Source organism: Streptomyces sp. CNB091 (assembly GCF_000377965.1).
On record NZ_KB898994.1, the window covers coordinates 164,757 to 190,751 of the forward strand.

The 25,995-nt window shown below is 70.8% G+C and carries 22 protein-coding genes; 8 read left to right on the forward strand and 14 right to left on the reverse strand.

Annotation, left to right across the window (positions count from 1 at the left end; translation table 11 throughout):
* Positions 1–138: 138 nt before the first annotated feature.
* The 4 genes from D581_RS0110630 to D581_RS0110645 all read right to left on the reverse strand — a co-directional run bounded on the left by D581_RS0110630 (position 139) and on the right by D581_RS0110645 (position 3,240).
* Positions 139–996: an ABC transporter permease gene (locus D581_RS0110630; RefSeq protein ID WP_018957211.1), complete on the reverse strand. Its 858-nt coding sequence runs from the start codon at positions 994–996 to the stop codon at positions 139–141.
* Positions 993–1,964 carry a daunorubicin resistance protein DrrA family ABC transporter ATP-binding protein gene (locus tag D581_RS0110635; protein WP_018957212.1) on the reverse strand — a complete coding sequence of 324 codons (972 nt, stop codon included), beginning with the start codon at positions 1,962–1,964 and terminating at the stop codon, positions 993–995. Before D581_RS0110635 ends, D581_RS0110630 begins: the two co-directional genes overlap by 4 nt.
* A gap of 58 nt (positions 1,965–2,022) precedes the next feature.
* Positions 2,023–2,649, reverse strand: a complete 627-nt coding sequence (locus D581_RS0110640) for an NAD(P)H-dependent oxidoreductase (RefSeq protein ID WP_018957213.1) — start codon at positions 2,647–2,649, stop codon at positions 2,023–2,025.
* 183 nt (positions 2,650–2,832) lie between these two features.
* Positions 2,833–3,240, reverse strand: coding sequence for a hypothetical protein (locus D581_RS0110645; protein ID WP_018957214.1), 408 nt, complete (start codon positions 3,238–3,240; stop codon positions 2,833–2,835).
* A 133-nt stretch (positions 3,241–3,373) separates the two neighbouring features.
* Here D581_RS0110645 and D581_RS0110650 point away from each other — a divergent pair, with 133 nt between their 5' ends.
* A complete protein-coding gene (locus tag D581_RS0110650; RefSeq protein WP_018957215.1) occupies positions 3,374–4,267 on the forward strand; it encodes a hypothetical protein in 894 nt (297 codons plus the stop codon).
* Positions 4,268–4,434: 167 nt separating this feature from the next.
* On the opposite strand, the gene D581_RS0110655 is transcribed toward D581_RS0110650, so the two are convergent.
* Entirely contained in the window at positions 4,435–4,836 is a 402-nt protein-coding gene (locus tag D581_RS0110655; protein WP_018957216.1) for an RNA-binding S4 domain-containing protein, read from the reverse strand.
* A 64-nt stretch (positions 4,837–4,900) separates the two neighbouring features.
* Positions 4,901–6,970, reverse strand: a complete 2,070-nt coding sequence (locus tag D581_RS0110660; protein WP_018957217.1) for a PhoX family protein — start codon at positions 6,968–6,970, stop codon at positions 4,901–4,903.
* A gap of 293 nt (positions 6,971–7,263) precedes the next feature.
* On the opposite strand from D581_RS0110660, the gene D581_RS0110665 reads away from it, so the two are divergent.
* A complete protein-coding gene (locus D581_RS0110665) occupies positions 7,264–8,859 on the forward strand; it encodes a VWA domain-containing protein (RefSeq protein ID WP_078625772.1) in 1,596 nt (531 codons plus the stop codon).
* On the opposite strand, the gene D581_RS0110670 is transcribed toward D581_RS0110665, so the two are convergent.
* The gene (locus tag D581_RS0110670; protein WP_018957219.1) at positions 8,793–10,136 is read right to left on the reverse strand and encodes an ATP-binding protein; all 1,344 of its coding nucleotides are present in this window, start codon (positions 10,134–10,136) and stop codon (positions 8,793–8,795) included. The genes D581_RS0110665 and D581_RS0110670 overlap by 67 nt on opposite strands.
* Complete coding sequence (locus D581_RS0110675; RefSeq protein WP_032752670.1) at positions 10,133–10,786, reverse strand: response regulator transcription factor; 654 nt, start codon at positions 10,784–10,786, stop codon at positions 10,133–10,135. The genes D581_RS0110670 and D581_RS0110675 overlap by 4 nt, the downstream gene beginning before the upstream one ends.
* 201 nt (positions 10,787–10,987) lie before the next feature.
* Here D581_RS0110675 and metG point away from each other — a divergent pair, with 201 nt between their 5' ends.
* Positions 10,988–12,601 carry a methionine--tRNA ligase gene (metG, locus tag D581_RS0110680; protein ID WP_018957221.1) on the forward strand — a complete coding sequence of 538 codons (1,614 nt, stop codon included), beginning with the start codon at positions 10,988–10,990 and terminating at the stop codon, positions 12,599–12,601.
* 70 nt (positions 12,602–12,671) lie between these two features.
* Here metG and D581_RS0110685 read toward each other — a convergent pair whose 3' ends face one another.
* The 3 genes from D581_RS0110685 to aspS all read right to left on the reverse strand — a co-directional run bounded on the left by D581_RS0110685 (position 12,672) and on the right by aspS (position 16,184).
* Complete coding sequence (locus D581_RS0110685; RefSeq protein ID WP_018957222.1) at positions 12,672–13,247, reverse strand: Uma2 family endonuclease; 576 nt, start codon at positions 13,245–13,247, stop codon at positions 12,672–12,674.
* Positions 13,248–13,343: 96 nt separating this feature from the next.
* Positions 13,344–14,135 carry a L,D-transpeptidase family protein gene (locus D581_RS0110690; protein ID WP_018957223.1) on the reverse strand — a complete coding sequence of 264 codons (792 nt, stop codon included), beginning with the start codon at positions 14,133–14,135 and terminating at the stop codon, positions 13,344–13,346.
* A 249-nt stretch (positions 14,136–14,384) separates the two neighbouring features.
* Positions 14,385–16,184 (reverse strand): aspartate--tRNA ligase, encoded by a 1,800-nt coding sequence (gene aspS / locus D581_RS0110695; protein WP_018957224.1) that lies wholly within the window; start codon positions 16,182–16,184, stop codon positions 14,385–14,387.
* Positions 16,185–16,350: 166 nt separating this feature from the next.
* Between aspS and D581_RS0110700 the strand changes: the two genes are divergently transcribed.
* Both D581_RS0110700 and D581_RS0110705 read left to right on the forward strand, forming a co-directional pair.
* Positions 16,351–18,465: a SpoIIE family protein phosphatase gene (locus D581_RS0110700; RefSeq protein ID WP_018957225.1), complete on the forward strand. Its 2,115-nt coding sequence runs from the start codon at positions 16,351–16,353 to the stop codon at positions 18,463–18,465.
* A 175-nt stretch (positions 18,466–18,640) separates the two neighbouring features.
* Positions 18,641–18,844: a DUF5708 family protein gene (locus D581_RS0110705; protein ID WP_018957226.1), complete on the forward strand. Its 204-nt coding sequence runs from the start codon at positions 18,641–18,643 to the stop codon at positions 18,842–18,844.
* A gap of 127 nt (positions 18,845–18,971) precedes the next feature.
* Here D581_RS0110705 and D581_RS0110710 read toward each other — a convergent pair whose 3' ends face one another.
* The 3 genes from D581_RS0110710 to D581_RS0110720 all read right to left on the reverse strand — a co-directional run bounded on the left by D581_RS0110710 (position 18,972) and on the right by D581_RS0110720 (position 21,848).
* Positions 18,972–20,093 carry an AI-2E family transporter gene (locus D581_RS0110710; protein ID WP_018957227.1) on the reverse strand — a complete coding sequence of 374 codons (1,122 nt, stop codon included), beginning with the start codon at positions 20,091–20,093 and terminating at the stop codon, positions 18,972–18,974.
* A 91-nt stretch (positions 20,094–20,184) separates the two neighbouring features.
* Positions 20,185–21,141 (reverse strand): pirin family protein, encoded by a 957-nt coding sequence (locus D581_RS0110715; RefSeq protein WP_018957228.1) that lies wholly within the window; start codon positions 21,139–21,141, stop codon positions 20,185–20,187.
* A 230-nt stretch (positions 21,142–21,371) separates the two neighbouring features.
* Positions 21,372–21,848: an SseB family protein gene (locus tag D581_RS0110720; RefSeq protein WP_018957229.1), complete on the reverse strand. Its 477-nt coding sequence runs from the start codon at positions 21,846–21,848 to the stop codon at positions 21,372–21,374.
* Between the two features lie 167 nt (positions 21,849–22,015).
* Here D581_RS0110720 and D581_RS0110725 point away from each other — a divergent pair, with 167 nt between their 5' ends.
* The 3 genes from D581_RS0110725 (at position 22,016) to D581_RS0110735 (ending at position 25,937) form a co-directional block, all read left to right on the forward strand.
* Positions 22,016–23,842: an acyl-CoA dehydrogenase gene (locus D581_RS0110725; RefSeq protein ID WP_018957230.1), complete on the forward strand. Its 1,827-nt coding sequence runs from the start codon at positions 22,016–22,018 to the stop codon at positions 23,840–23,842.
* Between the two features lie 109 nt (positions 23,843–23,951).
* Positions 23,952–24,578 (forward strand): Uma2 family endonuclease, encoded by a 627-nt coding sequence (locus D581_RS0110730; RefSeq protein ID WP_018957231.1) that lies wholly within the window; start codon positions 23,952–23,954, stop codon positions 24,576–24,578.
* A 60-nt stretch (positions 24,579–24,638) separates the two neighbouring features.
* Entirely contained in the window at positions 24,639–25,937 is a 1,299-nt protein-coding gene (locus tag D581_RS0110735) for a M18 family aminopeptidase (RefSeq protein WP_018957232.1), read from the forward strand.
* Positions 25,938–25,995 lie beyond the last annotated feature (58 nt).

Genomic DNA, 25,995 nt, shown 5'->3' on the forward strand with positions numbered 1-25,995 from the left:
CGTACCTCCTCGTACCGGGCGCCTTCCGCCCGGCCCGACCGATCCTGGGGCTTCCCCTGCGGGGAAGGTCAAGGACGCACGCGGCGGACCCGTCCGCGACGCACGGGCGGGCGGGCGAACCTGCCCGTGCGCCGCGGGTCACTTCCGGTTGTAGAGCCGCATCGTCACCGCGCCGAAGACCACCAGGAGCACCCCGGACCAGCCCAGCGTCCAGGCGATGTCGGAGGCCGGCCAATTGCCCTGCATCAGCTCACGCACCGCCGTGCCGAGGTGGGTGACCGGGCTGTTGTTCACGAAGACCTGGAGCCAGCCCGGCATCGTCTTCGGGTCGACGAAGACATTGCTGAGGAACGTCAGCGGGAAGATCACCATCATGCTGACGCCCATCACCGACTTCTCGGAGCGCAGCAGCAGCCCGAACATGGTCCAGATCCAGGAGAACGAGAACGAGAACACGACCAGCAGAACGACACCGGCCAGCACACCGAGCACACCGCCGTCCGGACGGAACCCGATGATCATGCCGACGGCGAGCATCACCACCGACGCCAGCAGATAGCGCAGGACGTCGCCGAGCAGATAACCGACCATCGGAGCGGGCCGCCAGATCGGCAGCGTGCGGAACCGGTCGAAGACGCCCTTGGCGATGTCCGTGTTCACCGCGATACCCGTGTACATCGTGATCATCACGACGCTCATCACCATGATGCCGGGCAGCAGGAACTGGATGTACTCCTCCGTGGAGCCGGCCAGCGCCCCTCCGAAGAGGTACGTGTACATCAGGACCAGCATGATCGGGAAAGCCGTCACATCGAAGAGCTGTTCCGGCACGTGCTTGATCTTCAGCATGGCGCGCCAGCCGAAGGTCATCGATGCCGACAGGGCGCTGGGCCTCGGTGGGCGCTCCTGGCCCACCAGGAGCGCCGAGAGGCGTTCCTTGTCCGGTGCGGCGAGCTCGACGCCCTCCAGCTCCGTCTTGGCGGTCGCGGTGCTCATGCCGCCACTCCCTTCTTGTCCGTGAGTGCGAGGAAGACCTCGTCGAGGCTGGGCTGTCCCAGCGAGAAGTTGTCGACCGTGATGCCGCGACGGGCCAGCTCGGCCAGGGCACGCCCCGCCTGCTCCGCGGCCCCCTGCTCAGTGCTCTGCCCGTCGACCCGGGCGGTCAGCGCCACCGGGTCCGGGTCCAGCTGGACCTCCGCGTCCAGCGCGAGCGCCAGCACCTGCTGCGCCTCAGCCCGCTGGTCGGCGTCCCGCAGCCGCAGATGGACGGTGCCGGCGCCGACGGACGCCTTGAGCTCGCCCTTCGTTCCCTCGGCGATGACCTTGCCGTGGTCGATCACCGCGATACGGGAGGCCAGCTGGTCGGCCTCGTCCAGATACTGGGTGGTCAGCAGGACCGTGGTGCCGTGGGCGACGACCGCCCGCACGATGTCCCACACCTGGTTGCGGCTGCGGGGGTCGAGTCCGGTGGTCGGCTCGTCCAGGAACAGCACGTCCGGGGTGTTCAGGATGGACGCGGCGATGTCGATGCGCCGCCGCATGCCTCCCGAGTAGTTCTTCACCTGCTTGCCCGCCGCCTCGCTCAGCCCGAATCCATCGAGCAGCTGGGCCGCCCGGTCGCGGGCCGCCGGCTTGGAGTGGCCGAGCAGCCGGGCGAGCAGGACGAGGTTCTCCGCCCCGGTCAGGTCCTCGTCCACCGAGGCGTACTGCCCGGTCAGGCTGACCCGGCTGCGGACCGCGTCGGCTTCCTTCACGACGTCCTTGCCGAACACCCGGGCCGTGCCGCCGTCGGGGCGCAGCAGGGTCGCGAGCATGCGGACGGCGGTGGTCTTCCCGGCGCCGTTGGGTCCGAGGACCCCGTAGACGGTGCCGGTGGGGACGGCGAGGTCGATGCCGTCCACCGCACGGTTGTCGCCGAAGACCTTCACCAGCCCCGTGGTCTCGATGGCCAGTTCAGTGCTCATGATCCATTCCTTGTGGGTCGTCGGAGGAGGTCGGTGATCCGCGTCTGGTTCCGGGAGCTCATGAGACGTACGGGCGGACGGCGCGCGCCTCGCGCAGGGCCCAGCCCCACCAGCCGAGCTGGTCGAGCATCAGCCCCACGGACCGGTCCCGGCCGGTGTCACCAGGGTGCCCCTCCAGCGGCTGCCGGAGGAAGTCGAGCGCGACCCCGTTCCTCAGGGTCACCGTGTGCAGCTCGGTGAAGACCGTCCTCAGCTGCTCCACGGCGTACAGCCCGGCGGAACCGTGTCCGTAGCTCACGAAGGCGACCGGCTTGGTCTGCCACTCCTCGTACGCGAAGTCGATGGCCTGCTTCAGGGAGGCGGGGAACGAGCGGTTGTACTCGGGGGTGACCACGACGAAGGCCTCGGCCCTGGCGATCTCCTCGGTGAAATCCGTCATCTGCTCGGTCGCCCGCCCGGGATAGTGCACGGGGAAGTCGTAATCGGCGAGATCCAGCACGGCGAGGTCCAGCTCGCTCCGGTCCTGGGCCCGCTCCATGAACCAGCGGCCGACCGCATCGCCGATGCGGCCCTCGCGGGTGCTGCCGATGATCACCGCCACGCGCAGGGGGAGGCCGCTCCCCGCGCCCCGGCGCCCGCCGACGCTCTCGTCCGCGCTCGCACCGGTGCTCCCGTCCGTCGTCATCACTCGCTCCTCCTCCCGCGACCTCCGCCGCCGCCTCCCGGGCCTCCGGGGCCTCCGGCCCGGCCCGTTCCGCTCCCTCACCTCTTGGGCGCCAGACGCCGGGGCGCGGCCGCCAGATTGAATCTGGCGGCCGCGCACACGGTCGGAAAGGACCGGAACCCGGCCCCGGACGGCGGACGGGATTCAGGTCTCCCGCGTGTAGAAGACGTAGAACGAGACGCAGAGGACGCCCGCCCCGACCACCAGACCCAGAATGGTCGACCTCAGCACGCTGGTGTCGGTGAGGCTCACCAGGAAGCCGATGGCGCACGCGGTCAGCGCGCCGTACGCGGCTGCCCGCAGTTCGCGCGGCAGCGAGCGCTGGATCCGGCCCAGCGCGAAGCAGAGCACCGCCAGAGCCACACCGGAGACGAGCCCCAGCAGGACCTGCCCGCCGGTGCTGGGACCGCCGTCGCGACGGATGAACGCCGCGTAGAAGCCGTAGGCCACGCCGAGCGCCAGGGGCAGCGCCCAGGCGAGGGGGGTGTGGTGGCGGAGCCGCGCATGGGCGCGGGAACCACTTCGGCCGGGCATGGCTGCGTGTGTGGCCATCTCGGACAGCTCCTTCCGTCGCCCCCGTCGCACGCCCCCCCGTTCCTCCAGAGCACACCCGACCGCGCCGCCCGGCAACTCGAATGGCGCACGGCTGGGAGCGGCCCGGCCCCGTACGGGATTCCCTGGAGGGGTGCGGACCTCTCCCTCGGCGATCCCGGCGTCCACCGCGGCCTTCTCGGCGCTCCTGCTCGTTCTGCTCGCCGTCCTCGTGCCGCTGAGCGCGCTCTCCGCCTGGGTCGACCTGGAGATCGACGACACCGACCGGTACGTCGCCGCCGTGTCGCCGCTCTCCTCCGACCCAGCGGTGCGGAGCACCGTCGCGGACCTGGTCACCGACGAGGCGATGCGGCAGATCGACCTCGGTCCGCTCCAGGACACGGTCCGGGAGTTCCTGCACGAGACCGTGCGGTCGTTCACCACCACCGAGGCCTTCGGGAACGCCTGGGACACCGCGAACCGGACCGCCCACAAGGCCGTGGCAGCCGCCCTGGACGGCGACAGCGGGGAGGCCGTGACGATCGATCTGGCTCCGGTGATCGATCAGGTCAAACAGGATCTGGTCCGTGACGGCGTGCCGTTCGCCGACCAGATCCCGGTCGAGCGGACGGAGATCACCGTGCTCGGCCCCGGTCAGGCCGACGACCTCAGGAGCTCGTTCCGCTGGCTCCGCTACTGCAGCATCTGGCCGGCCGTCGCCACGTTGGTGTTCCTCGTCCTGGTGGTGGGCATCGCCACCGTACGGCGTGGGCCGCGGGCCGGGCTGTGGGCCACCGCGACCGTGGGAGCCGGGTTCGTGCTCGGTGCGATCGTGCTCCGGGTGCTGGTCGCGGTCGGCCGGAGCCGGGTGCTGGACGAGGTGCCGGACAGCGACCGGGACGCGGCCGCCGCCGTGGTCGACGCTCTGGCCGCCTCCCTGCGGACCACGGTGTGGGCGGTGCTGGCGGTCGGTGCGGCCCTGCTGGTGGGTGCGGTGCTGGCCCGGGTGCTCCTGCGGAGCAGGCGGGCCGCGGCCGACGTGCGATGAGACGGCGTCGGCTACCAGAGCTGACCAGGGCCGGCCCCGGGGCACTCCTGGGCAGAGGGCCGGGGCACTCCTGGGCAGAGGGTCCGGGATGCGCGTGGGCAGAGGTCCCCCGGCATGCGCGTGGGGCGGCCGGCCCGGTGTTTCACGTGAAACACCGGGTGGCGGCCTCAGCGCTCCGGCGGCTGTCCCTGGAGGCGTTCCATCTCCCGGCGGTCGCGCTTGGTCGGACGGCCCGTGCCCCGGTCCCGTACGGGGACCTGGATCGCGATCTCGCGGGGCGGCGGGGGCGGACTGTTGTCGACGAAGCACTCCACGGCCACCGGCGGGCCGACCCGCTTCTTCACGATCTTCGAGACGACGACCACCCTGTCCCGCCCCGCGTGCCGGAGCCGCACCTCGTCACCGACGCGTACGGCCTGGGCGGGCTTGGCCCGCTCGCCGCCGACCTTCACATGTCCCGCCCGGCAGGCGGCGGCCGCCTGGGCACGGGTCTTCGTCAGCCGGACCGACCAGATCCACACGTCGACCCGGACGCTTCCCTCCGCCTGCGGCGCGTCACCGGAAACCATGGGTCCGACTGTAATGCGGACCGGCGGTGGGCGGGCGGCAATAAGGCCGCCCGCCCACCGGACCTCACACGCCGATGTCGCGCCCGTCCCTGCGCCAGACGGCGACGACCGAGGGGCGGACGATCTTGCCCGGGCCGTCGGGCCAGACGCTCGCCGGCTTCTCGACCGAAGCCCCGTCGATCTCGCCCGGGTGCTGGACGGCGACCAGGACCCGGCGGTCCTGGATGACCGGACCGCAGGTCTCGGCCCCGGCCGGGACGGTCAGGAACTGCTTCAGCTCGCCACGCCGGTCACCCTGGGTCGCCACGCCGAACAGGCCGTCGTGCGAGTCCAGCTTGTTGCCGTCCGTGGAGATCCACAGGTTGCCGTGGTCGTCGAACGCCACGTTGTCCGGGCAGGAGATGGGGCTGACGTTCTCCTTGGGGAAGCCGGCGAAGTACGTCGACGGGTCGTCCGGGTCGCCCGCCACGAGGAACAGCCGCCAGGCGAACCCGTCACCCGCCGGGTCGTCCCAGTTCTCCGCGAGCTCCAGGATCTGCCCGTGCTTGTTGTTGTTGCGCGGGTTGGCCTCGTCCGCACCGGCCTTGCCCGCCTTGCCGCGGTCCGTGTTGTTGGTGAGCGCCACGTACACCCGGCCGGTGCGCGGCGAGGGCTCGACGTCCTCGGGGCGGTCCATCTTGGTCGCGCCGACCTTGTCACCGGCGAGGCGCGTGTAGACGTACACCTCGTCGGCGGTCATGCCGGGCACGTGCGACGTGGTGCCGGTGGCCAGCGGGATCCAGACGCCGCTGCCGTCGAACTCCCCGTCGCTGGGGAGCTTTCCGGTGCCGTCGATCTCGGTGACCGGCGAGTCGCCGCTCAGCTTGGCGACGTACAGGGTGCCCTCGTCCAGCAGCGTCAGGTTGTGCTCGCGGGCCGCCCGCGAGTTGCCCTTCTTCATCCGCTTGCTGGAGACGAACTTGTAGAGGTAGTCGAACTTCTCGTCGTCGCCCATGTAGACGACCGGACGGCCGTCGGAGGTGAGCCGGGGCTCTGCCGCCTCGTGCTTGAACCGGCCCAGCGCGGTCCGCTTGCGCGGGGTGGAGTCCGGGTCGTACGGGTCGAGTTCGACGACCCAGCCGAAGCGGTTGGCCTCGTTGGGCTCCTTCGCCAGGTCGAACCGGCGGTCGAACTGCTCCCACTTGCGCTCGGTGGCGCTCGTGCCGATCCCGTACCGCTTGTGCATGTCGGTGTTGCCGTTGGCGAAGTACTGGTTGAAGTTCTCCTCGCCGTGCAGCGTGGTGCCCCACGGAGTGGTGCCGCCCGCACAGTTGTTGAGGGTCCCGAGCACCTTGCGGCCGGACCGGTCCGCCGAGGTGCGCAGCAGGGTGCTGCCTGCGGCCGGGCCCGTCATACGGAACTCGCTGGTCGCGGTCAGACGGCGGTTCAACGGGTGCCGGTTGACCGGCCCCAGCCTGCCGGTGCGGTGCTCCTCCTGGACGACGACCACGGAGAGTCCGTGCGCCGCCCAGGCGATCTCCACCTGCTCCCGGGTCGGGTTGGCCGGATCGTAACCGCGGAACATGAGGATCTCGTCCGTGTACTCATGGTTCGCGACCATGACCTGCCGGCCGCGCTCGCCGCGCAGCGGGAGCAGGGAGAGGAAGTCGTTGTTGTAGCCGAACTGGCCGGCCTGGGCCTTCGCCGTCTGCTTGTCCGGGTTGAAGGCGGGCGCGCCGCGCAGGATCGGCTCGCCCCAGCGGATCACCACGTTCTGGGCGTATCCGTCGGGGATGGTGACCTTGTCGTCCTTGTTGGGCGCGACCGGCGAGAACCGCAGGCCACGCGCACCGGACGGGGCCGGTTTGTGGGGGTGGCCCGGTTTCTGCCCGTGTCCGACGAGCGCGGCGGCCTCGGCCTGCGGGGCGCTCGGGCCGTTCAGGACCGCGGTGCCGGCGGCGGTGGCGACGGTGACCACGGCGGCGGCGCGCATCATCGAGCGGCGCGACACGGCACCGGCGATGATGTCGCCGGCGTACTCGTTGTCGCTGTTGTTGGGCGTCTCCTTGAAGCAGGCGTCCCCGCAGCGGAAGCGGCAGGTCAGCGCGGAACGCCCACCGGGATGCGAGCTGATGAACGGCAGCAGGTTGCGCACGTGGATTCCCTCCGTCTGGTGTCGTGCGTGACGGTATGTGTGCCCCCACGCGGTCCGAGGGACTCCCGGTGAACGGCGGGTGAAGTCCGGGCCACCGCTGTTCCCTTGGGGGCCGGTGGTGGGCACCGTCGTGGACTCGGTCCGGGAACGGTTTCGGCTCGGTTGACGCAGGGGTGGGCCGCACCGACGAACGGCCGGATCCGGCCGCTAACCTTACGTATCCGTCCTGGCCAGGGATGAATTCACCCAGGTCGGACATTCACCGCACCCAACTCATGCGAAAGGCCTCGCCCATGGGCATTCGGAGCTTGCTGCGTAAGGTGTTCGGCCGCACGGAGCAGGACGAGCCGACCACGGCCACCGTCCCGCCCCAGGCCGAGCGCGTTCAGCCCAAGGAGTCGGAGCCGGAGACCACTTCGGCGGCCGAGCCCGCGGCGGAGCCGAAGGCGTCGATCCCGGCCCCGGCCTCGCCCTCGTCCCCCACCTCGTCCTCCACACCCTCCGCGGCCTCCGCGTCCGCCACGGAGACGCCGTCCACCACGTCCACGGCTGCCCCCACCGCCGATGCCACGGAGCGTGACGGCTCGCTGGCCGCCGACCTGGTGGCGGAGGCCTTCGACAAGGCGGCCGCCGCGCCGACGTCGCCGACCGTCCCCGCGCAGAAGTCGGCCCCGGAAGATGGTCCGAAGGCGGAGAAGCCCGAGGCACCGGTGGCCGCCGAGGAAGCCGTGAAGGCCGAGGAGCCGGTGGCCGCCGAGGAGCCCGTCAAGGCCGAGAAGCCGGTGGCCGCCGAGGAGCCCGTCAAGGCCGAGGAGCCCGAGTCGACGCCGGAGCCGATCACGATCGACCTCGACCTCGACGAAACCCCGGAGCCCGCACCGGAGCCGCAGGCCAAGCCGACACGGGCAGCGGAGGCGGAGACGGCAGCAGAAGCGGAAGCGGAAGCCACCCCCGAAGCAGCGGAGGCCAAGGCCCCTGAGACCGCCCCCGAGGCGCCCCAGGCCGCCCCTGAGGCCCCCCAGGCCCCCGAAACCTCAGTGGCACCGGCAGCCACGGAGGCCTCCGAGACCGCAGAGACGCCGGCCGTCGCAGAGACCCCGGCGGCCCCCGAGGCACCGGAGCCGGTCGCCACCACCCCCGAGCCCGTCCTCGCCGCCCCGGAGCCGGTCGTCGCCACCGCGCCGGAAGCCGCCCCCGGCAAGCCCGCCACCACGCTCGCGCGGGTCAAGTCGCGTGCTCCGCAGCTCGTCGCCCCGTACAAGGCGGCGCAGACGGCGCTCAAGGCGCACGGGCTGACCGGGCTCCGCGCCCGTGTCTATCTGGTGCTCGACCGCTCCGGCTCGATGCGGCCGTTCTACAAGGACGGCAGCGCCCAGCACCTGGGCGACCGGACGCTCGCGCTCGCCGCGCACCTGGACGAGGACCCCACCGTGCCGGTCGTCTTCTTCTCGACGGACATCGACGGCACCGGGTCCATCGAGCTCTCCGGCCACGAGGGCCGCGTCGACGAGCTGCACGCGCGCCTCGGCCGCCTGGGCCGGACGCACTACCACCGTGCGGTCGAGGAGATCGTCGCGCACTACGAGAAGACCGAGGCCACCGGCCCGGCTCTCGTGATCTTCCAGACGGACGGCCCGCCGGACGCCAAGCAGGCCGCCCGGCAGGCCCTCACGGAGGCGGCGCGGCTGCCGCTGTTCTTCCAGTTCGTCGCCTTCGGCGAGCAGGACGCGAAGGGCTTCGACTTCCTGCGGAAGCTCGACGCCCCGAACACCGGCTTCTTCCACGCGGGCCCCGCGCCCCGCAAGGTCGCGGACGCCGAGCTCTACCGCGAGATCCTCGCCGGGCTGCCGGCCTGGACCGCCGCGCGCGCGGGCGGCTCCGACGCCTGATCGACCGGCAGCCGTACGGTCACGGCGAGACCGCCGCCCTCCGGGCCCGGTACCGCCGTGACCGTACCGCCGTGGGCCACCGCGATCGACCGGACGATCGAAAGACCGAGGCCCGACCCCGGGCCCATCCGGTCCCGGCCCTCGCCCCGTCGGAACGGTTCGAAGAACCCCGCGATATCGGCCTCCGCGACCACCGGCCCGGTATTGCGCACCAGCAGGGCCCCCTTCCCGGTCAGCGAGACCTCCACCGAGCCGCCCGGCACGTTGTACGTGACCGCGTTGGCGAGCAGATTCGCCACCATCTGGGCGAGCAGCAGCCGGTTGCCGCGCACGGAGCAGGCGGCCACCACGACGTTCACGGCCGGCCCGCCGCCCGGCACCGGGCCCTCCGGCCCTCCGCCCGCCGCTCCCCGCCCCTCCGGTCCTCCGCCCGCCGCTCCCCGACCCTCCGGGCCGCCGTTCGCGCCCCGTACCGCCGGACGGCGGGCCGCCTCCTCCTTGACCACGTGGTCGAGACGGACCGCCTCGCGCTCGTCCGCGGCCAGTCCCCGTTCGCTGCGGGCCAGCACGAGCAGCCCTTCGATGAGCCGCTCGCTGCGCCGGTTGGTGTCCAGCAGGGTCTGCCGGGTGCGTGCGAGGTCCTCGGGGGACGGATCGTCCAGGCCGATCTGGATCGCGGCGCGCTGGGTGGCCAGCGGGGTCCTCAGCTCGTGCGAGGCGTTCGCGATGAATCTCTGCTGGCTGTCGAACGCCTTCTCCAGCCGGGCCAGCAGGGCGTCCAGCGTCTCGCCCAGCTCCTTGAGCTCGTCGTCGGGCCCGGTGGGCGCCATGCGCTCGTGCAGGGTGTGCGCGGAGAGCCGGCGAGCCTTCTCGGTCATGTCGTGGACGGGTCGCAGCACCCGCCCGGCGGTCCACCAGCCCACCGCGACCGCGCAGCCCGTCATCACGAGCAGGGCGGCGACCGACCAGTACAGGAGCTGTTGCCCCGCCGCGTTGCTGACGTTGTCGGTGAGGTCGTAGACGGTGGGCGGCCCCAGGTGCCGACGGGAGATCAGCGGACCGTTCACCGCGTAGCCGGGCTGGGCGACGGCGGCGGACGAGGCGATGGAGCGCGCCTCGGTCTCCGTGCCGGCGCGGGAGGCCAGGTTGACGGTGGCCAGCAGGGCGGTGCCGAGCACCAGGAAGACGCCGCCGTACACGAGGGCGATCCGGGTCCGGATCGTCGAGTGCGGCAGCTTCGAGGCGTCCACCAGCCGCCGCAGGGACGGCCGCTTCACAGGGCGTACCCGACGCCCTGCACGGTACGGATCAGGGCGGGCTCGCCGAGCTTGGCGCGGAGCTTGCTCATACAGACGCGCACGGCGCCCGTGAACGGGTCGGCATTGGCGTCCCAGGCCCGCTCCAGCAGCTCTTCCGCGCTGACCGTGCCGCCGTCGGCCTCCAGGAGCAGTTGCAGCACGGTGAACTCCTTCGGTGAGAGGTCCAGATCCCGGCCGTCGCGGAGCGCGGAGCGCCGTACGGTGTCGAGCCTGATGCCGTGGCGCTCCAGCTGGGGCGGTACGGGTCTGGCGCTGCGGCGGCGCAGGGCGCGCACCCGGGAGACCAGCTCGGGGAACTCGAACGGCTTGGCCACGTAGTCGTCGGCCCCCAGATCGAGCCCGGCGACCCGGTCCTCCATGGTGCCGGAGGCGGTGAGCATCAGGATCCGGGTGCGGGAGCCGGAGGCGACCAGCCGGCGGGCCACGTCGTCGCCGTGCACCCGGGGGAGGTCGCGGTCGAGCACGACGACGTCGTAGTCGTGCAGGCCGAGGTAGGCGAGGGCCGCGTCCCCGCTGTACACCGTGTCGACCGCGAAGCCGGCCCGGCGCAGTCCGGTGGCGACCAGCTCCGCGAGGATCTCCTCGTCCTCGGCGACCAGTACCCGCATGGTGATGTCCCCTGCCTCGTGCACGCTTGTCCGCTCCCTCCCAGGATGCGACTTTCCTACGGGAACCATTACGGGAACGGATGTTTCGCAAAGCTCTCCACCGAATGCGCCGGGCTCTCCACCGGAGGCAGCCGCTCCGCCCGCACGGCCCCCGGTTTATCGATGTGAGTGGATCTTGATCTGGCCGTTAGGATTTCGACCATGGCGGCCACTGGATCCGAGAAGCAGGGGGCGACGGCGTACTACGTCTCGACCCCCATCTACTACGTCAACGACGCTCCTCACCTGGGCCACGCCTACACGACCGTCGCAGGCGACGTGCTCACGCGCTGGCATCGCCAGCGCGGCGAGAAGGTGTGGTACCTCACCGGCACGGACGAGCACGGTCAGAAGATCATGCGCACGGCCGAGGCGAACAACGTCACGCCGCAGGCCTGGTGCGACAAGCTCGTCGAGGAGGCGTGGAAGCCCCTCTGGGAGCATCTGAACATCGCACACGACGACTTCATCCGGACGACGGAGAAGCGGCACACCGACCGTGTGCAGGAGTTCGTGCAGGACCTGTACGACAAGGGCGAGATCTACAAGGGCGGGTACGAGGGCCCGTACTGCGTGGGCTGCGAGGAGTACAAGCTCCCCGGCGATCTGATCGACGGCGAGGGCGAGTTCGCCGGTCAGAAGCTCTGCCCGATCCACAAGAAGCCGGTGGAGCTCCTCAAGGAGGAGAACTACTTCTTCAAGCTGAGCGAGTACGGCCCGAAGCTGCTGGAGTTCTACGCGGCGAACCCCGGCTTCATCCAGCCCGAGTCGGCGCGCAACGAGGTCGTGAACTTCGTCGAGCAGGGTCTCCAGGATCTGTCGATCTCTCGCTCGACGTTCGACTGGGGCGTCCCGGTGCCGTGGGACGACAAGCACGTCATCTACGTGTGGGTCGACGCGCTGCTCAACTACGCGACCGCCGTGGGCTACGGCGCGAACCAGGAGAAGTTCGACGGTACGTTCCCGGCGAACGTGCACCTGATCGGCAAGGACATCCTCCGCTTCCACTCGGTGATCTGGCCCGCGATGCTGATGGCGCAGGGCCTGCCGCTGCCCGGCAAGGTCGTCGCCAACGGCTGGCTGATGGTCGGCGGCGAGAAGATGTCCAAGTCCAACCTGACCGGCATCAAGCCGCAGGACCTGACCTCGCACTTCGGCGTGGACGCGTACCGCTGGTACTTCCTGCGGGCCATCGCGTACGGCAGCGACGGGTCGTTCTCCTGGGAGGACTTCACCGCCCGCTACACCTCCGAGCTGGCCAACGACTACGGCAACCTCGCCTCGCGGGTCGCGGCGATGGTCGGCAAGTACTTCGGCGGTGCGCTGCCGGAGGCGACGGCCGCCGGTGACGCCGAGCGGGCCGTGCGGGAGGGCCTGGCGAAGGCCGTGGCGACCGCTGACCGGAACATCGGTGAGGAGCTGGACTTCCAGTCCGGCATCCTGGCGGTGTTCGACTTCGTGAAGCAGGTCAACGGCTACATCACCGAGCAGGAGCCGTGGAAGGTGGCCAAGGACACCAGCCCGGAGGGCCAGGCTCGTCTGGCGACCGTTCTGTACACGGCCGCCGAGTCCCTGCGCGGGGTCGCGGTCCTGCTCAACCCGGTGATGCCGGAGACCTCGCAGAGGCTCTGGGAGTCCCTGGGCGCCGAGGAGTCCCTGGGCGCGCTGGCCGACCAGAGGGTCCAGGACGCGGGTGCCTGGGGCGTACTGCCCGTAGGCGCGACGGTGACGAAGGGCGCGGTGCTGTTCCCGCGCCTGGAGGAGAAGCCGGCGTAGCGCGTTCGTACGCGCGAGGAGCCCGGGACCGTGAACAGCGGTCCCGGGCTCCTCGCGTTCCGGCTTCGGGTCAGCGCGTCCAGTTCTTGAGCGGCTCGGTGTCCAGCTCGATCCCGACCGGGTCGGGAAGGGTGACGGTCTTGCCGTACGGAACCGTCACGACCTGCTCGTAACGCACGCCGTCGGGCTCCGAGTGGACCTTCACCTCGCAGCTGTCCCGGTCGATCAGCAGATAGACGGGGATGCCGGTCTCGGCGTACGCACGCGGCTTCTCGACGCGGTCGCGACGGTCGGTGTCCTCGTCGTACGAGGTGACCTCGACGACCATGAGGACGTCGTCGGGGCTGGCCCATTCGCCCTGGCCGACAAACGTGTCGATGGGGGCGAGCACAGCGTCGGGGCGGGCGTTGCCCTCGCCGTCGGTCTCGGTCCGTAGCCCCTGGTACGCGTGGAGCCATCGGTCCGGATACCCCTGCAGGCACAAGCGCGTCAACCAAGCGATGATCTGCCCGCGGTTCCCTTCGGGCCGGGCCTTGACCTTCAGTTTCCCGTGCACGAACTCCAGCCACGGCGCCTCCTCGACCCGCCTGGCGTGACGGGCCAGGTCCTCGAAGACGTCCTGTGTCAGGACGCGGCTCTCGATCACGTTCGCTACGACCTCTTCCTGTGCGGGATCACCGAGTCGCCAGGCCACCTGGAAACACCGCCAGCGTACGGATGCACTCCCCGCCCGTACGCCCAATCACCGCGCCAAAGTCGCCGCGTCCCCCATCACGATCACCGGGTTCATCGCCGGGTCCAGCGTGCGCAGCAGCTCCGCCATACGCTCCTCCGGGATGGAGACACAGCCCTGGGTGGGACCGCCGTGGTCGACGTGGATCCAGATGCCGCCGCCGCGTTCGAGGCCGAGCGGGCGGGTGCGGTCCAGGGGGCTGACGCCCGCCGTGCGGTTGTAGTTGATCGCGACGACGTAGTCGAAGGAGCCTTCCAGCGGTTCTCCGAAGAACCCCTCGCCGTCCACCGCGAACCGGGGGTGCTCGTCGTACGGCAGCAGCGCTCCCGGGTCGGGGAGCCGCCCGCCCGCGTCGGTGAGCGCGTAGACGCCCGTGGGGGACCTCCGGTCGCCCGCCACATGGTGGTCCGTCCAGCCCTCCATGCCGTTGTGCGCCGGCCAGGGCCCCAGGACCGGCTGCCAGCTCTTCGCCGGGCCCTCTCGGCTGTACAGGACCGCGTCTGCCTGGTGGGAGTCGGCCTCCTCGCCGGTCACGACGAACACCTGCCGTGCCTCGGCGGGGACCTGGGCCAGGGTCTCCGGTCCCAGACCGGGGATCTCGGCGGGGCTCGGCGTGGGCTCCGGGCCGGGCGATGCCCGGCGTACGGAGGCGGCATCGGACTCCGGGCCTGCGGCGCCCTGCCCCGGAGCCCCTACGGGAGCCTTCGCGGGAGCGGAGCCGGAGGCGCAGCCGGCGAGCAGCAGGGCCAGGACGAGGAGCGGTGCGGCGAGCAGGGCGGGCGGGCGACGTGGGACGGACACGGTGGCGGGCTCCTCGGGTGGCGGCGGACGGCGCGACGCGGCAAGGGGGTGTGAGAGGGGTGTCTCGGTGCCAGTCTTTGCCCGGCCCGGCCCGGCCGAACCCGAACCGGGGCCATCCGGCTGTACCGCGTCGCCCTGACCGCGTAGCCCTGCCGTGACCGGCACTCCGCCGCTTGCGACGAAACAGCCCCCGATCAGGTGATCGGGGGCTGTTTCACGTGAAACATCCGTGGAGCGGGGCCGTGCGGGCTACTTCTCCGTGGGCTTCTCCGACGCGCCCGCGCCCTTCGCGGCGACCGGCTTGCGCAGCTGGATGTTCAGCTCGCGCAGGCGGGTCTCGTCCAGCTCGGTCGGGGCGCCCATCATCAGGTCCTGGGCGTTGCCGTTGAGCGGGAAGGCGATCGTCTCGCGGATGTTGGGCTCGTCGGCGAGGAGCATCACGATGCGGTCGACGCCCGGGGCGATGCCGCCGTGCGGCGGGGCGCCGAGACGGAACGCGCGGAGCATGCCCGCGAACTCGTGCTCGACGGTCTCGCGGTCGTAACCGGCGATCTCGAAGGCCTTGAGCATCAGCTCGGGCTCGTGGTTACGGATGGCTCCCGAGGACAGCTCGATGCCGTTGCAGACGATGTCGTACTGCCAGGCGAGAATGTCGAGCGGGTCCTTCTCCTCCAGGTCGGCGAGGCCGCCCTGGGGCATCGAGAAGGGGTTGTGCGAGAAGTCGATCTTCCCGGTCTCCTCGTCCTTCTCGTACATCGGGAAGTCGACGATCCAGCAGAACCGGAAGACGCCCTCCTCGAAGTGGCCGGCGCGCTTGGCGGCCTCGACCCGGACCGCCGACATGATCTTGGAGACCTCGTCGAACTCGCCCGCGCCGAAGAAGATCGCGTGGCCCGGGACCAGAGAGAGGCGCTCGGTGAGCGTCTTGACGTCGGTCTCGGTGAGGAACTTGGCGATCGGTCCGGCCAGCGTCCCGTCCTCGCCCACACGCACCCAGGCCAGGCCCTTGGCGCCGTGCTCGACGGCGTACTCGCCGAGGCCGTCGAAGAACTTCCGGGACTGGCCAGCGGTGTCCGGGACCGGCAGCGCGCGGACGTGCTTGCCGGCGAACGCCTTGAACCCGGAGTCGGCGAAGACGTCCGAGATGTCGACGAGCTCCAGCTTGGCGCGCAGGTCCGGCTTGTCGTTGCCGTACTTCAGCATCGACTCACGGAACGGGATGCGCGGGAACGGCGAGGTGACCTCGCGGCCGTTGCCGAACTCGGTGAAGAGCTCGGTCATCAGCTTCTCGATCGGCTGGAAGACATCCTCCTGCTCGACGAAGGACATCTCGACGTCGAGCTGGTAGAACTCGCCCGGGGAGCGGTCCGCGCGGGCGTCCTCGTCGCGGAAGCAGGGCGCGATCTGGAAGTAGCGGTCGAAGCCCGAGATCATCAGCAGCTGCTTGAACTGCTGCGGGGCCTGCGGCAGCGCGTAGAACTTGCCGGGGTTCAGCCGGGACGGGACGACGAAGTCACGGGCGCCCTCGGGGGAGGTCGCGGTGAGGATCGGGGTCGCCATCTCGTTGAAGCCGAGGGCCACCATCTTGGAGCGGATGGAGGCGATCACGGCCGAGCGCAGCATGATGTTGCGGTGCATGCGCTCGCGGCGCAGGTCGAGGAAGCGGTACTCCAGGCGCCGCTCCTCGTTGACGCCGTCCTCGGTGTTGATCGTGAAGGGCAGCGGGCCGGCCTCGCCGAGCACCTCGACCTCGGTGACCTCGATCTCGATCTCGCCGGTCGGCAGCTCCGGGTTGACGTTGTCGGCTCCGCGCGCGGAGACCTTGCCGTCGATCCGGACGACGGTCTCCTTGGTGAGCTTCGCCAGGGCCTCGTTGCCGGGGGTGCCGGGGCGGGCGACGAGCTGCACCAGACCGTAGTGGTCGCGCAGATCGATGAAGAGGATGCCACCCAGGTCTCGGCGATTGTGCAGCCAGCCGCTCAGCCGGACGTCGGTGCCGACGTCAGAGGCGCGGAGCTCGCCGCAGGTGTGGGACCTGTACCGATGCATCGTCGTTCATCCAGTCTTCGCGGTTGGGGGTGGATTGAGCTTCCCCAGGCTACCGCCCGGGGGCCGGACGCTTCATTTCCCTTTACGCCGCCGTATCCGTCGGCCCCCGGGGCAGGTGGCGGCCCCTCGGTGGCGTCCGCCGAGCACATCTTCCTAAAGTGGGGCAATGCGCACCGAGGAAGTCCTGGCCGCGATCGCGACGGGCCTGTGGCGCTGGGACAACGCAGCCGGCACGGTCACCCTCGACGCGGAGGCGGCCCGGCTGCTCGGGCTGCCCGCCGAGCCGGGCAGCTACCGGGAGTCCACGGTGCGCTCCCGCTTCCACCCGGTCGACTGGAACGAGATCTACGCGGTGGTGAACCTCGCGGTCGCCGAGGGCACTCTCGCCGAGGCGCGGCTGCGGATCGTGGACGAGCGCGGCCGGGTGCTCCGTATCGTGCGCAGCCGGTCCAAACCGGTCGTGCCGCCGGACCGGGACGCCGACAGCTACGTCCTCTTCGGCACGCTCCAGGAGGTCGCCGAGGCGCGGCCCGGCTCCACCGACGCCGCCCACACGCCGATCACCGGGGACTGGCGCCGGTCCCGGGAGGCGTTCCTGCTGGACGCCGGGCGGGCGCTGGCCGAGGCCCGGTCCACCGCGGAGGTGCTGCGGGTCGCCGGTTCGCTCTCCATGCCCGGCTTCACCCCGGACGGCCTCGCGGTCTTCGGCTCCGCCGGGGAGCGGCTGACGATCATCGGGCACCACGGGCACAGCTCGGAGGACGAGGAGCCCTTCACCGACATGCCCCTGGAGACGGACTACCCGGCCGCCGAGGTCGTCCGCACGGGCCGGGCGATCTATCTCCCCTCCCCCGACGAGTACCGCCGCCGCTACCCGGCCACCTGGCCGCTCGCCCGGCGCTTCGGACGGCAGTCCTGGGCCTTTCTGCCCCTGGTCTCCTCCGGCCGCACGATGGGCGCCTGGATGGCGGGGTTCCGGCATCCGGTGGCGTTCTCCCCGGATGAGCGCGCGGTGCTCTCGACGGTCGCCCGCATGCTCGCCCAGGCCCTGGCCCGCGCCGGGGTGGCCGAGACGGAACGCGAGCTGTCACTGGGGCTCCAGCGCTCGATGATGCCGACCCTGGGCCCGCGGATCCCCGGCATGACGGTGGCCGCGCGGTACGTGCCGACCGGCGGCGGGCTCCAGGTGGGCGGCGACTGGTACGACATGATCCCGCTGCCCAACGGCCGCATCGCCCTGGTCATCGGCGACGTCCAGGGTCATGACGTGCGGGCCGCCGGGCTGATGGGCCAGCTCCGCATCGCGCTGCGCGCCTACGCCTCCGAGGGGCACCGCCCGGACGCGGTGCTCGCCCGGGCCTCGCGCTTCCTGTCCGGGCTCACCGACGCGTACGAGAGCGTCGAGGAGCCGACGACGCCGCGCTTCGCGACCTGCCTGTACGCGGAGGTGGACCCGGAGGCCGGGACCCTGGACATCGCCCGCGCGGGCCACCCCGACCCGGTGGTGATCAGCGCCGACGGGACCGCGGTGATCCGGCAGACGGCCGGCGGGCTGCCGCTCGGGATCGAGACGGACTCCGACTACCCCACCACCCGGGTGGTCCTGGAGCCCGGCGAGACGATCATGTTCTGCACGGACGGTCTCATCGAGACCGGCGGGCACGACATGGCCACCGGCTGGGACCGGCTGCGCCCGGTCCTGGAGGAGCCCGTCGAGGACCTGGAAGAGCTGGCCGACGCCCTGGTCCAGGCCGTGCACGGGCCGACCTCGCACTACACGACGGGGCCGCTCGCGGACCGGCGGGAGGACGACATCGCGGTCCTGGTGCTGCGGCGCGAGAGCATCTCCGCCCGGGAGACGCCGCCGCGCCGCAGCGTCATGACCATCGCGCAGGCCGAGCCCGAGCGGGTCTCGGTCGGCCGGCAGCTCGTGCGCGAACTGCTCCACGACTGGCGCGATCCCGAGCAGGTCGACTCGGCGGTGCTGATGGTCTCCGAGATGGCCACCAACGTGCTCGTCCACACCGACGGGGACGCGCTGATGGTGGCGGAGATCTCCGGTGAGCACGGGAAGCGGCGGCTGCGCGTCGAGGTCGCCGACGCCAGCGACGAACTGCCGCACAAGAGGCGACCGGGCGAGATGGCGTCCAGCGGGCGGGGGCTGGTGCTGATGGAGATGCTGGCGGACGCGTGGGGGGTGGATCCGCGCGGGGAGGGGAAGTCGATCTGGTTCGAGCTGTACGAGGCGCCGGCGGAGAACGCGCGACGGCCCGACGCATAGGGCGCCCCGCACAGCCCGGCGGCGCGCGTCGGCCCGCCCTCCGGGGAATCCGGTCCGTCGAACGGTGTACCCCTGTTTCGTCCTGCGGGGCGAGGACGGGCGCACGCTCCGTTCCTACGCTGGTCAAGACCCGTCAACGGCGCCCCGGCGCACGTTCGAAGGAGAGTGGCCGCGCATGAAGAAGGCGTCGAGGAATCTGCTGGAAGGTGTCATCACCTTCGCTGTGGGTCTGGCCCTACGGCTGTTCACGGAGGGCGTGGAGACCCCCGTCGTCACCCTGACGAAGGTCGGCGTCGTCCTGATGGTCGTCGGCGGGGTGTTCATCGGGCTGAGCCTGTTCCAGTCGGTGCGCGGGGCGAACGCCGTCAAGCGCTACTAGCTAGGCCCTGTCGGCCTAGCGCCTCCGGCCGACGAGGACCGCCCGCCGTGGCCGGACCCGGATCGGGACGGGCCCCGTGCCCCCGGCCTCCGGAGCACTCGGGCTCACCCCCGTAACGGTTCCGTCCTCAAACGCCGGACGGGCTGGGGTGGCTGCCCGAAGGGCCGGGATCGCCGCCGGACGGGCCGGCACCGCCCGGACCCGGACCGGCCCCGTACCCTCTGCGCAGCTCCCCCAGGACGCCGAAGGCCGCCGCGCACAGCGGCACGGCCAGCAGCATGCCGAGCAGGCCCGCCACGCTCGCGCCCGCCGTCAGCGCGATCATGACCATGGCGGGGTGCATCTGGACCGTACGGCTCTGGATCATCGGCTGGAGCACATGGCCCTCCAGCACCTGGACCGCGAGGACCACCCCCAGGACCCACAGGGCGATCACGAACCCCCGGTCGGCCAGCGCGACCAGCACCGCCACCGCGCCGGAGAGGAACGCCCCGAGGTACGGGATGTACGCGCCGACGAACACCAGCGCGCCGAGCCCCACCGCCCCGGGGACGTCCAGGATCAGCAGGCCCACCGTGATGCACACGGCGTCGATCAGGGCGATGAACGTGGTGCCGCGCATGAAGCCCTCGACGGCCTCGAACGCCCGGCGCCCCATGGCCTCGACCAGGTCCCCGGTGCCGCGCGGGGCCACCGAGTGGGCCAGATCGACCGCCCGGTCCGAATCGCGCAGGAAGAAGAAGGTCAGCAGCAGGGCCAGCACACTGGTCGCCACCAGCGAACCGACCAGGCTGATGCCGCTGAGCAGACCGCCCGCCGCGCTCGCCCCGAACTTCTCGACCAGGTTCTTCGCGTTGTCGGCCAGGTCGTCGATGTCCGTGGCCCCCGCGATGTCCAGATGGTCCACGACCCACTGGCCGGCGTCCTTCAGCGAGTCGACGATCTGGGCGCCGGAGTCGACGAGAGCGGTGGCGACGATGTACCCGGCGCCCCCGACCACCGCGATCAGGGCCGCACAGGTCAGCCCCGCGGCCAGCGACCGGTTGAGCCTGCGGTCGATGAGCCACCGGTGGACGGGGCCGAGCAGCGCGGTGCCGAGCAGGGCGAGCAGCACCGGGGTGACCGCGGTCTTGAGGACGACGACCAGCCAGATCGCGACGGCGGCGACGCCCACGACGAGCAGGACGACACCGCACCAGGCGGCCGCGCGGCGGGCGCTCTCGGGGAGGAGGGGCTTGGGTGCGGGCACCCTCCCACCCGATCACGGGGCACGGCGGTCGGCCCGTCCGCCGCCCCCGTACGGGTGACGGGGAGTCACCTGACGGGAGCGGCGGGAGGTGTCACATGCCGTGGACCGCGGGGACCGTGCCCAGGCGGCCGGCCTGGAAGTCCTCGAAGGCCTGCTTCAGCTCGGCCTGACTGTTCATCACGAACGGCCCGTAGTGCGCCATCGGCTCCCGGATCGGGCGGCCGCCGAGGAGGACGACCTCCAGGTCCGGGGTGTTGCCGTCCTGCCGCTCGTCCGCGCGGACGGTCAGCGAGCCGCCGGCGCCGAACACCGCGGTCTGGCCCATCGCGACGGGGCGGCGCTCCGCGCCGGCCGTGCCGCGCCCGGCCAGGACGTAGGCGAGGCCGTTGAAGTCCTCGCGCCACGGCAGGGTCACCTCGGCGCCGGGCCGGACGGTGGCGTGGATCATCGTGATCGGGGTGTGGGTGATGCCGGGGCCCTCGTGGCCGTCGAGCTCACCGGCGATGACCCGGAGCAGCGCACCGCCGTCGGGGGAGGCGAGGAGCTGGACCTCGCCGCCGCGGATGTCCTGGTAGCGCGGGGCCATCATCTTGTCGGCCTTGGGCAGGTTCACCCAGAGCTGGAGGCCGTGGAAGAGCCCGCCGGACATGACGAGCGACTCCGGCGGGGCCTCGATGTGCAGCAGGCCGGACCCGGCGGTCATCCACTGGGTGTCGCCGTTCTCGATGGTGCCGCCGCCACCGTTGGAGTCCTGGTGGATGAAGGTCCCGTCGATCAGGTACGTGACCGTCTCGAAGCCGCGGTGCGGGTGCCAGGGGGTGCCCTTCGGCTCGCCCGCGCCGTACTCCACCTCACCCATCTGGTCCATCATGATGAACGGGTCGAGGTGCCGGTAGTTGATCCCCGCGAACGCGCGGCGGACAGGGAATCCCTCGCCCTCGAAGCCGCTCGGCGCGGTCGTGACGGTGAGCACGGGACGGGCCGCGGCGTCACCCGAAGCGGTCACCTTGGGCAGGGTCAGCGGATTGTCGACGGTCACTGCGGGCATGGAAGCCACCTCCGGGCGAGTGTTCTGCGATCAATTTAGTTGAATGGTGAACATCCCGCAAGGCGTCGCCCATTCCCGGGCGGCCACACCGATGGGCCCGCCCGTGACCCCGACAGCGAAAAGGGCCCGCGCCGCTTTCGGCACGGACCCACGTCCGAACAACGAAACAGCAGGTCAGCGACCCACTTGAAGGTCACCCCGCCACGGAGGTCACCCCGCCACGTAGGCGCCTACCCGTACATACGGCGCATCGCGAAGTCGACCATCTGCTCGACGGCCTTGGCGTCGAAGACCATCCGGTGATCACCCTCCATGTCCAGGACGAAGCCGTACCCCGTCGGCAGCAGGTCGATCACCTCGGCCCCGGTGATCACGAAGTACTTGGACTCCTTGCCCGCGTACAGTCGCAGCTCCTTCAGCGTGGTGAACATCGGGATCACCGGCTGCTGCGTGTTGTGGAGCGCGAGGAAGCCCGGGTTGTCGCCGCGCGGGCAGTAGACCTTCGACGTGGCGAAGATCTGCTGGAAGTCCTCGGCGGAGAGGGAGCCGGTGGTGAAGGCCCGTACCGCGTCGGCCAGGGAGGGCGGCGACGGTTCGGGATACAGCGGCTGCTCCCCGTAGCCGCCGCCCATCTGACCCATCTGGCCCATCTGGCCCATCTGACCCATCTGCTGCTGAGCACCAGGGTTCTGGTCGTAGCCGTACATGCTGCAAAGAGTAATCGGACACATCTACGGCTTGAGGGGTTGCGCCTTATTACTGACGGGTAGCATCATCGGAGAGGTCAGCTGATGGACCTACGCCTGCCTGTCGCCCGACCCGCATCACTCCCCGGGGCGCTGTGCGCCACTGCTATTGATTACGGAGCCTTCCCATGGGGCACTACAAGTCGAATCTCCGCGACATCGAGTTCAACCTCTTCGAGGTCCTCGGGCGCGACAAGGTGTACGGCACCGGTCCGTTCGGTGAGATGGACGTCGACACCGCGAAGAGCATCCTGGACGAGGTCGCGCGCCTCGCGGAGAACGAGCTCGCCGAGTCCTACGCGGACGCCGACCGCAACCCGCCGGTCTTCGACCCGGAGACGAAGACCGCCCCGGTCCCGGCGAGCTTCAAGAAGTCGTACCAGGCCTTCATGGACTCCGAGTACTGGCGCCTGGGCCTCCCCGAGGAGATCGGCGGCACCACCTCGCCCCGCTCCCTGATCTGGGGCTACGCGGAGCTGCTGCTCGGCTCGAACCCGGCCGTGTGGATGTACTCCTCCGGCCCGGCGTTCGCCGGCATCCTCTTCGACGAGGGCAACGACGAGCAGAAGAAGATCGCGGAGATCGCCGTCGAGAAGCAGTGGGGCTCGACGATGGTGCTGACCGAGCCGGACGCCGGCTCCGACGTCGGCGCCGGCCGGACGAAGGCCGTGCGGCAGGAGGACGGCTCCTGGCACATCGAGGGTGTGAAGCGCTTCATCACCTCGGGCGAGCACGACATGTCCGAGAACATCATCCACTACGTGCTGGCCCGCCCCGAGGGCGCCGGACCCGGCACCAAGGGCCTCTCGCTCTTCATGGTCCCGAAGTTCCACTTCGACTGGACCACCGGCGAGCTGGGCGAGCGCAACGGCGTCTACGCGACGAACGTCGAGCACAAGATGGGCCTCAAGGCCTCCAACACCTGCGAGATGACCTTCGGCGACCAGCACCCCGCCAAGGGCTGGCTGATCGGCGACAAGCACGACGGCATCCGCCAGATGTTCCGCATCATCGAGTTCGCCCGCATGATGGTCGGCACGAAGGCCATCGCCGCCCTCTCCGCGGGCTACCTGAACGCGCTGGAGTACGCCAAGGAGCGCGTCCAGGGTCCCGACCTGGCGAACTTCATGGACAAGACGGCGCCCAAGGTCACCATCACGCACCACCCCGACGTGCGCCGCTCGCTCATGACGCAGAAGGCGTACGCCGAGGGCATGCGTTCCCTCGTGCTGTACACCGCCTCCGTCCAGGACGCGATCCAGGAGCAGGAGGCCGCGGGCGAGGACGCCAAGGCGCTCAACGGCCTCAACGACCTGCTGCTGCCGATCGTGAAGGGCTACGGCTCCGAGAAGTCCTACGAGCAGCTCGCGCAGTCGCTCCAGACCTTCGGCGGCTCCGGCTACCTCCAGGAGTACCCGGTCGAGCAGTACATCCGGGACGCCAAGATCGACACCCTCTACGAGGGCACCACGGCGATCCAGGGCCAGGACTTCTTCTTCCGGAAGATCGTCCGCGACCAGGGCGCCTCGCTCAACACGCTCTCCGAGGAGATCAAGAAGTTCCTGGCGGGCGCCCACGGCAACGAGGAGCTGGCCCCGGCGCTGGACTCGCTCGCCAAGGCCGCCGTGGACCTGGAGGCGATCGTCGGCACGATGATCACCGACCTCACCGCGACCGGCGAGGACGTCAAGAACATCTACAAGGTCGGGCTCAACACGACCCGCCTGCTGATGGCCTCCGGCGATGTCGTCGTCGGCTACCTGCTGCTCAAGGGCGCGGCCGTGGCGGCCGAGAAGCTGCCGACCGCCTCCGCCAAGGACGTCCCCTTCTACCAGGGCAAGATCGCCGCCGCGAAGTTCTTCGCCGCGAACGTCCTGCCGGGCGTCTCGACCGAGCGCGCGCTCGCCGAGTCGATCGACAACTCGCTGATGGAGCTGGACGAGGCCGCGTTCTAAGGAATCGCTCGCCTGTTTCGTCAACACGCGCCGCCACCCGGAATTCGTTCGGGTGGCGGCGCTGTCGTATCAGCTGGGTACGCTGAGTGCACGGGCCAGGATGCCTTTCATGGGAGAAACCGTGGTCGCCGGCGAGGCACTGTCCGACTCGCCGCACCGCCAGCCGGACGGCTCCAAGTGGCCGGTCCCGCCTGCGGACGGCTACACCGTGGACGAATTCTTCACGCTCGACCTCCCACCGCACACACAGCTGATCGACGGGAGTCTGGTTTTCAGGAGTCCGCAGCGCGCCTTTCACACGTTGGCGATGTATCTGCTGGAGCAGGGGCTCCGCGTCCATGTCCCCGGCCATCTGCGCGTGCGCCGGGAGATGGCGGTCGTCCTGGGCAGGCGAAACGCCCCTGAACCGGACCTCGTGGTGGTGTCGGCGGAGGCGGACGGCGACCAGCTCCAGACGCGCTACCGGGCCGCAGACGTCCTGCTCGCCGTCGAGGTCGTCTCCCCCGATTCCGAGGACCGCGACCGGGACACCAAGCCGCACAAGTACGCGGCGGCCGGCATCCAGCACTTCTGGCTCGTCGAGATGGCCGGCGAGAACGACCGCCCCATGGTCATCACCTACGAGCTCGACCCGGTCAACAAGACGTACGTCTCCACCGGCGTCCACCACGACCGGCTCAAGCTCTCCGCCCCGTACGACATCGACATCGACCTGACCGCGATCGACGAGCTGTAGGGCTACGGATCTCCCCGGTCACCGGATACCGGACCCCGAGTCCTCGTTACAGTGAAGAACATGAGTTCCCCTCTCCGGTTCGACCGCGCGCACACCGATGACCTGATGTCCTTCCTGGCGGCCAGTCCGTCCCCGTACCACGCCGTGGCGAACGCCGCCTCGCGGCTGGAGGAGGCCGGCTTCCGGCAGGTCGAGGAGACCGCCGCCTGGGACGCGTCGGCCGGCGGGAAGTACGTGCTGCGGGGCGGGGCGATCGTCGCCTGGTACGTGCCGGAGGGTGCCGAGGCGCACACCCCGTTCCGGATCGCCGGGGCGCACACCGACTCCCCGAACCTGCGGGTGAAGCCGCTGCCCGACACCGGTGCGCACGGCTGGCGCCAGATCGCCGTCGAGGTCTACGGCGGCACCCTGCTGAACACCTGGCTCGACCGGGACCTCGGCCTGGCCGGGCGGATCTCGCTGCGGGACGGCACCCACCGGCTGGTCAACATCGACCGAGCGCTGCTGCGGGTGCCGCAGCTGGCCGTGCACCTGGACCGGTCGGCCAACACCGAGGGGCTCAAGCTCGACCGGCAGAAGCACATGCAGCCGATCTGGGGGCTCGGCGAGGTCGAGGAGGGCGACCTGATCCGTTTCGTCGCCGAGGAGGCGGGCGTCGACGCGGCGGACGTCACCGGCTGGGACCTGATGCCGCACGCCATCGAGCCGCCCTCGTACCTGGGCCGGGACCGGGAGCTGGTGGCCGGGCCCCGGATGGACAACCTCCTCTCGGTGCACGCGGCGACCGCCGCCCTGGCCGCCGTCGCCGGGCAGGACGACGCCGACATCCCGTACATCCCGGTGCTCGCCGCCTTCGACCACGAGGAGAACGGCTCCCAGTCGGACACCGGGGCCGACGGGCCGCTGCTGGGCTCGGTGCTGGAGCGCTCGGTGTTCGCGCGCGGCGGCACGTACGAGGACCGCGCCCGCGCCTTCGCCGGCACGGTCTGCCTCTCCTCCGACACCGGTCACGCCGTGCACCCCAACTACGCGGAGCGGCACGACCCGACGCACCACCCGGTAGCCAACGGCGGGCCGATCCTCAAGGTCAACGTCAACATGCGCTACGCCACCGACGGCAGCGGCCGTGCGGTGTTCGCCGCGGCCTGCGAGAAGGCGGGCGTGCCGTGGCAGAGCTTCGTGTCCAACAACGCGATGCCCTGCGGCACCACGATCGGACCGATCACCGCGGCCCGGCACGGCATCCAGACCGTGGACATCGGCGTGGCGATCCTCTCGATGCACAGCGCGCGTGAGCTGTGCGGCGCCGACGACCCGTATCTGCTGGCGAACGCGCTCACCTCGTTCCTCGCGGGCTGACCCGCCCACCCAACCGCCCTCGCACACATGGTTGTTGCCGGGCCGGGTACGCGACCCG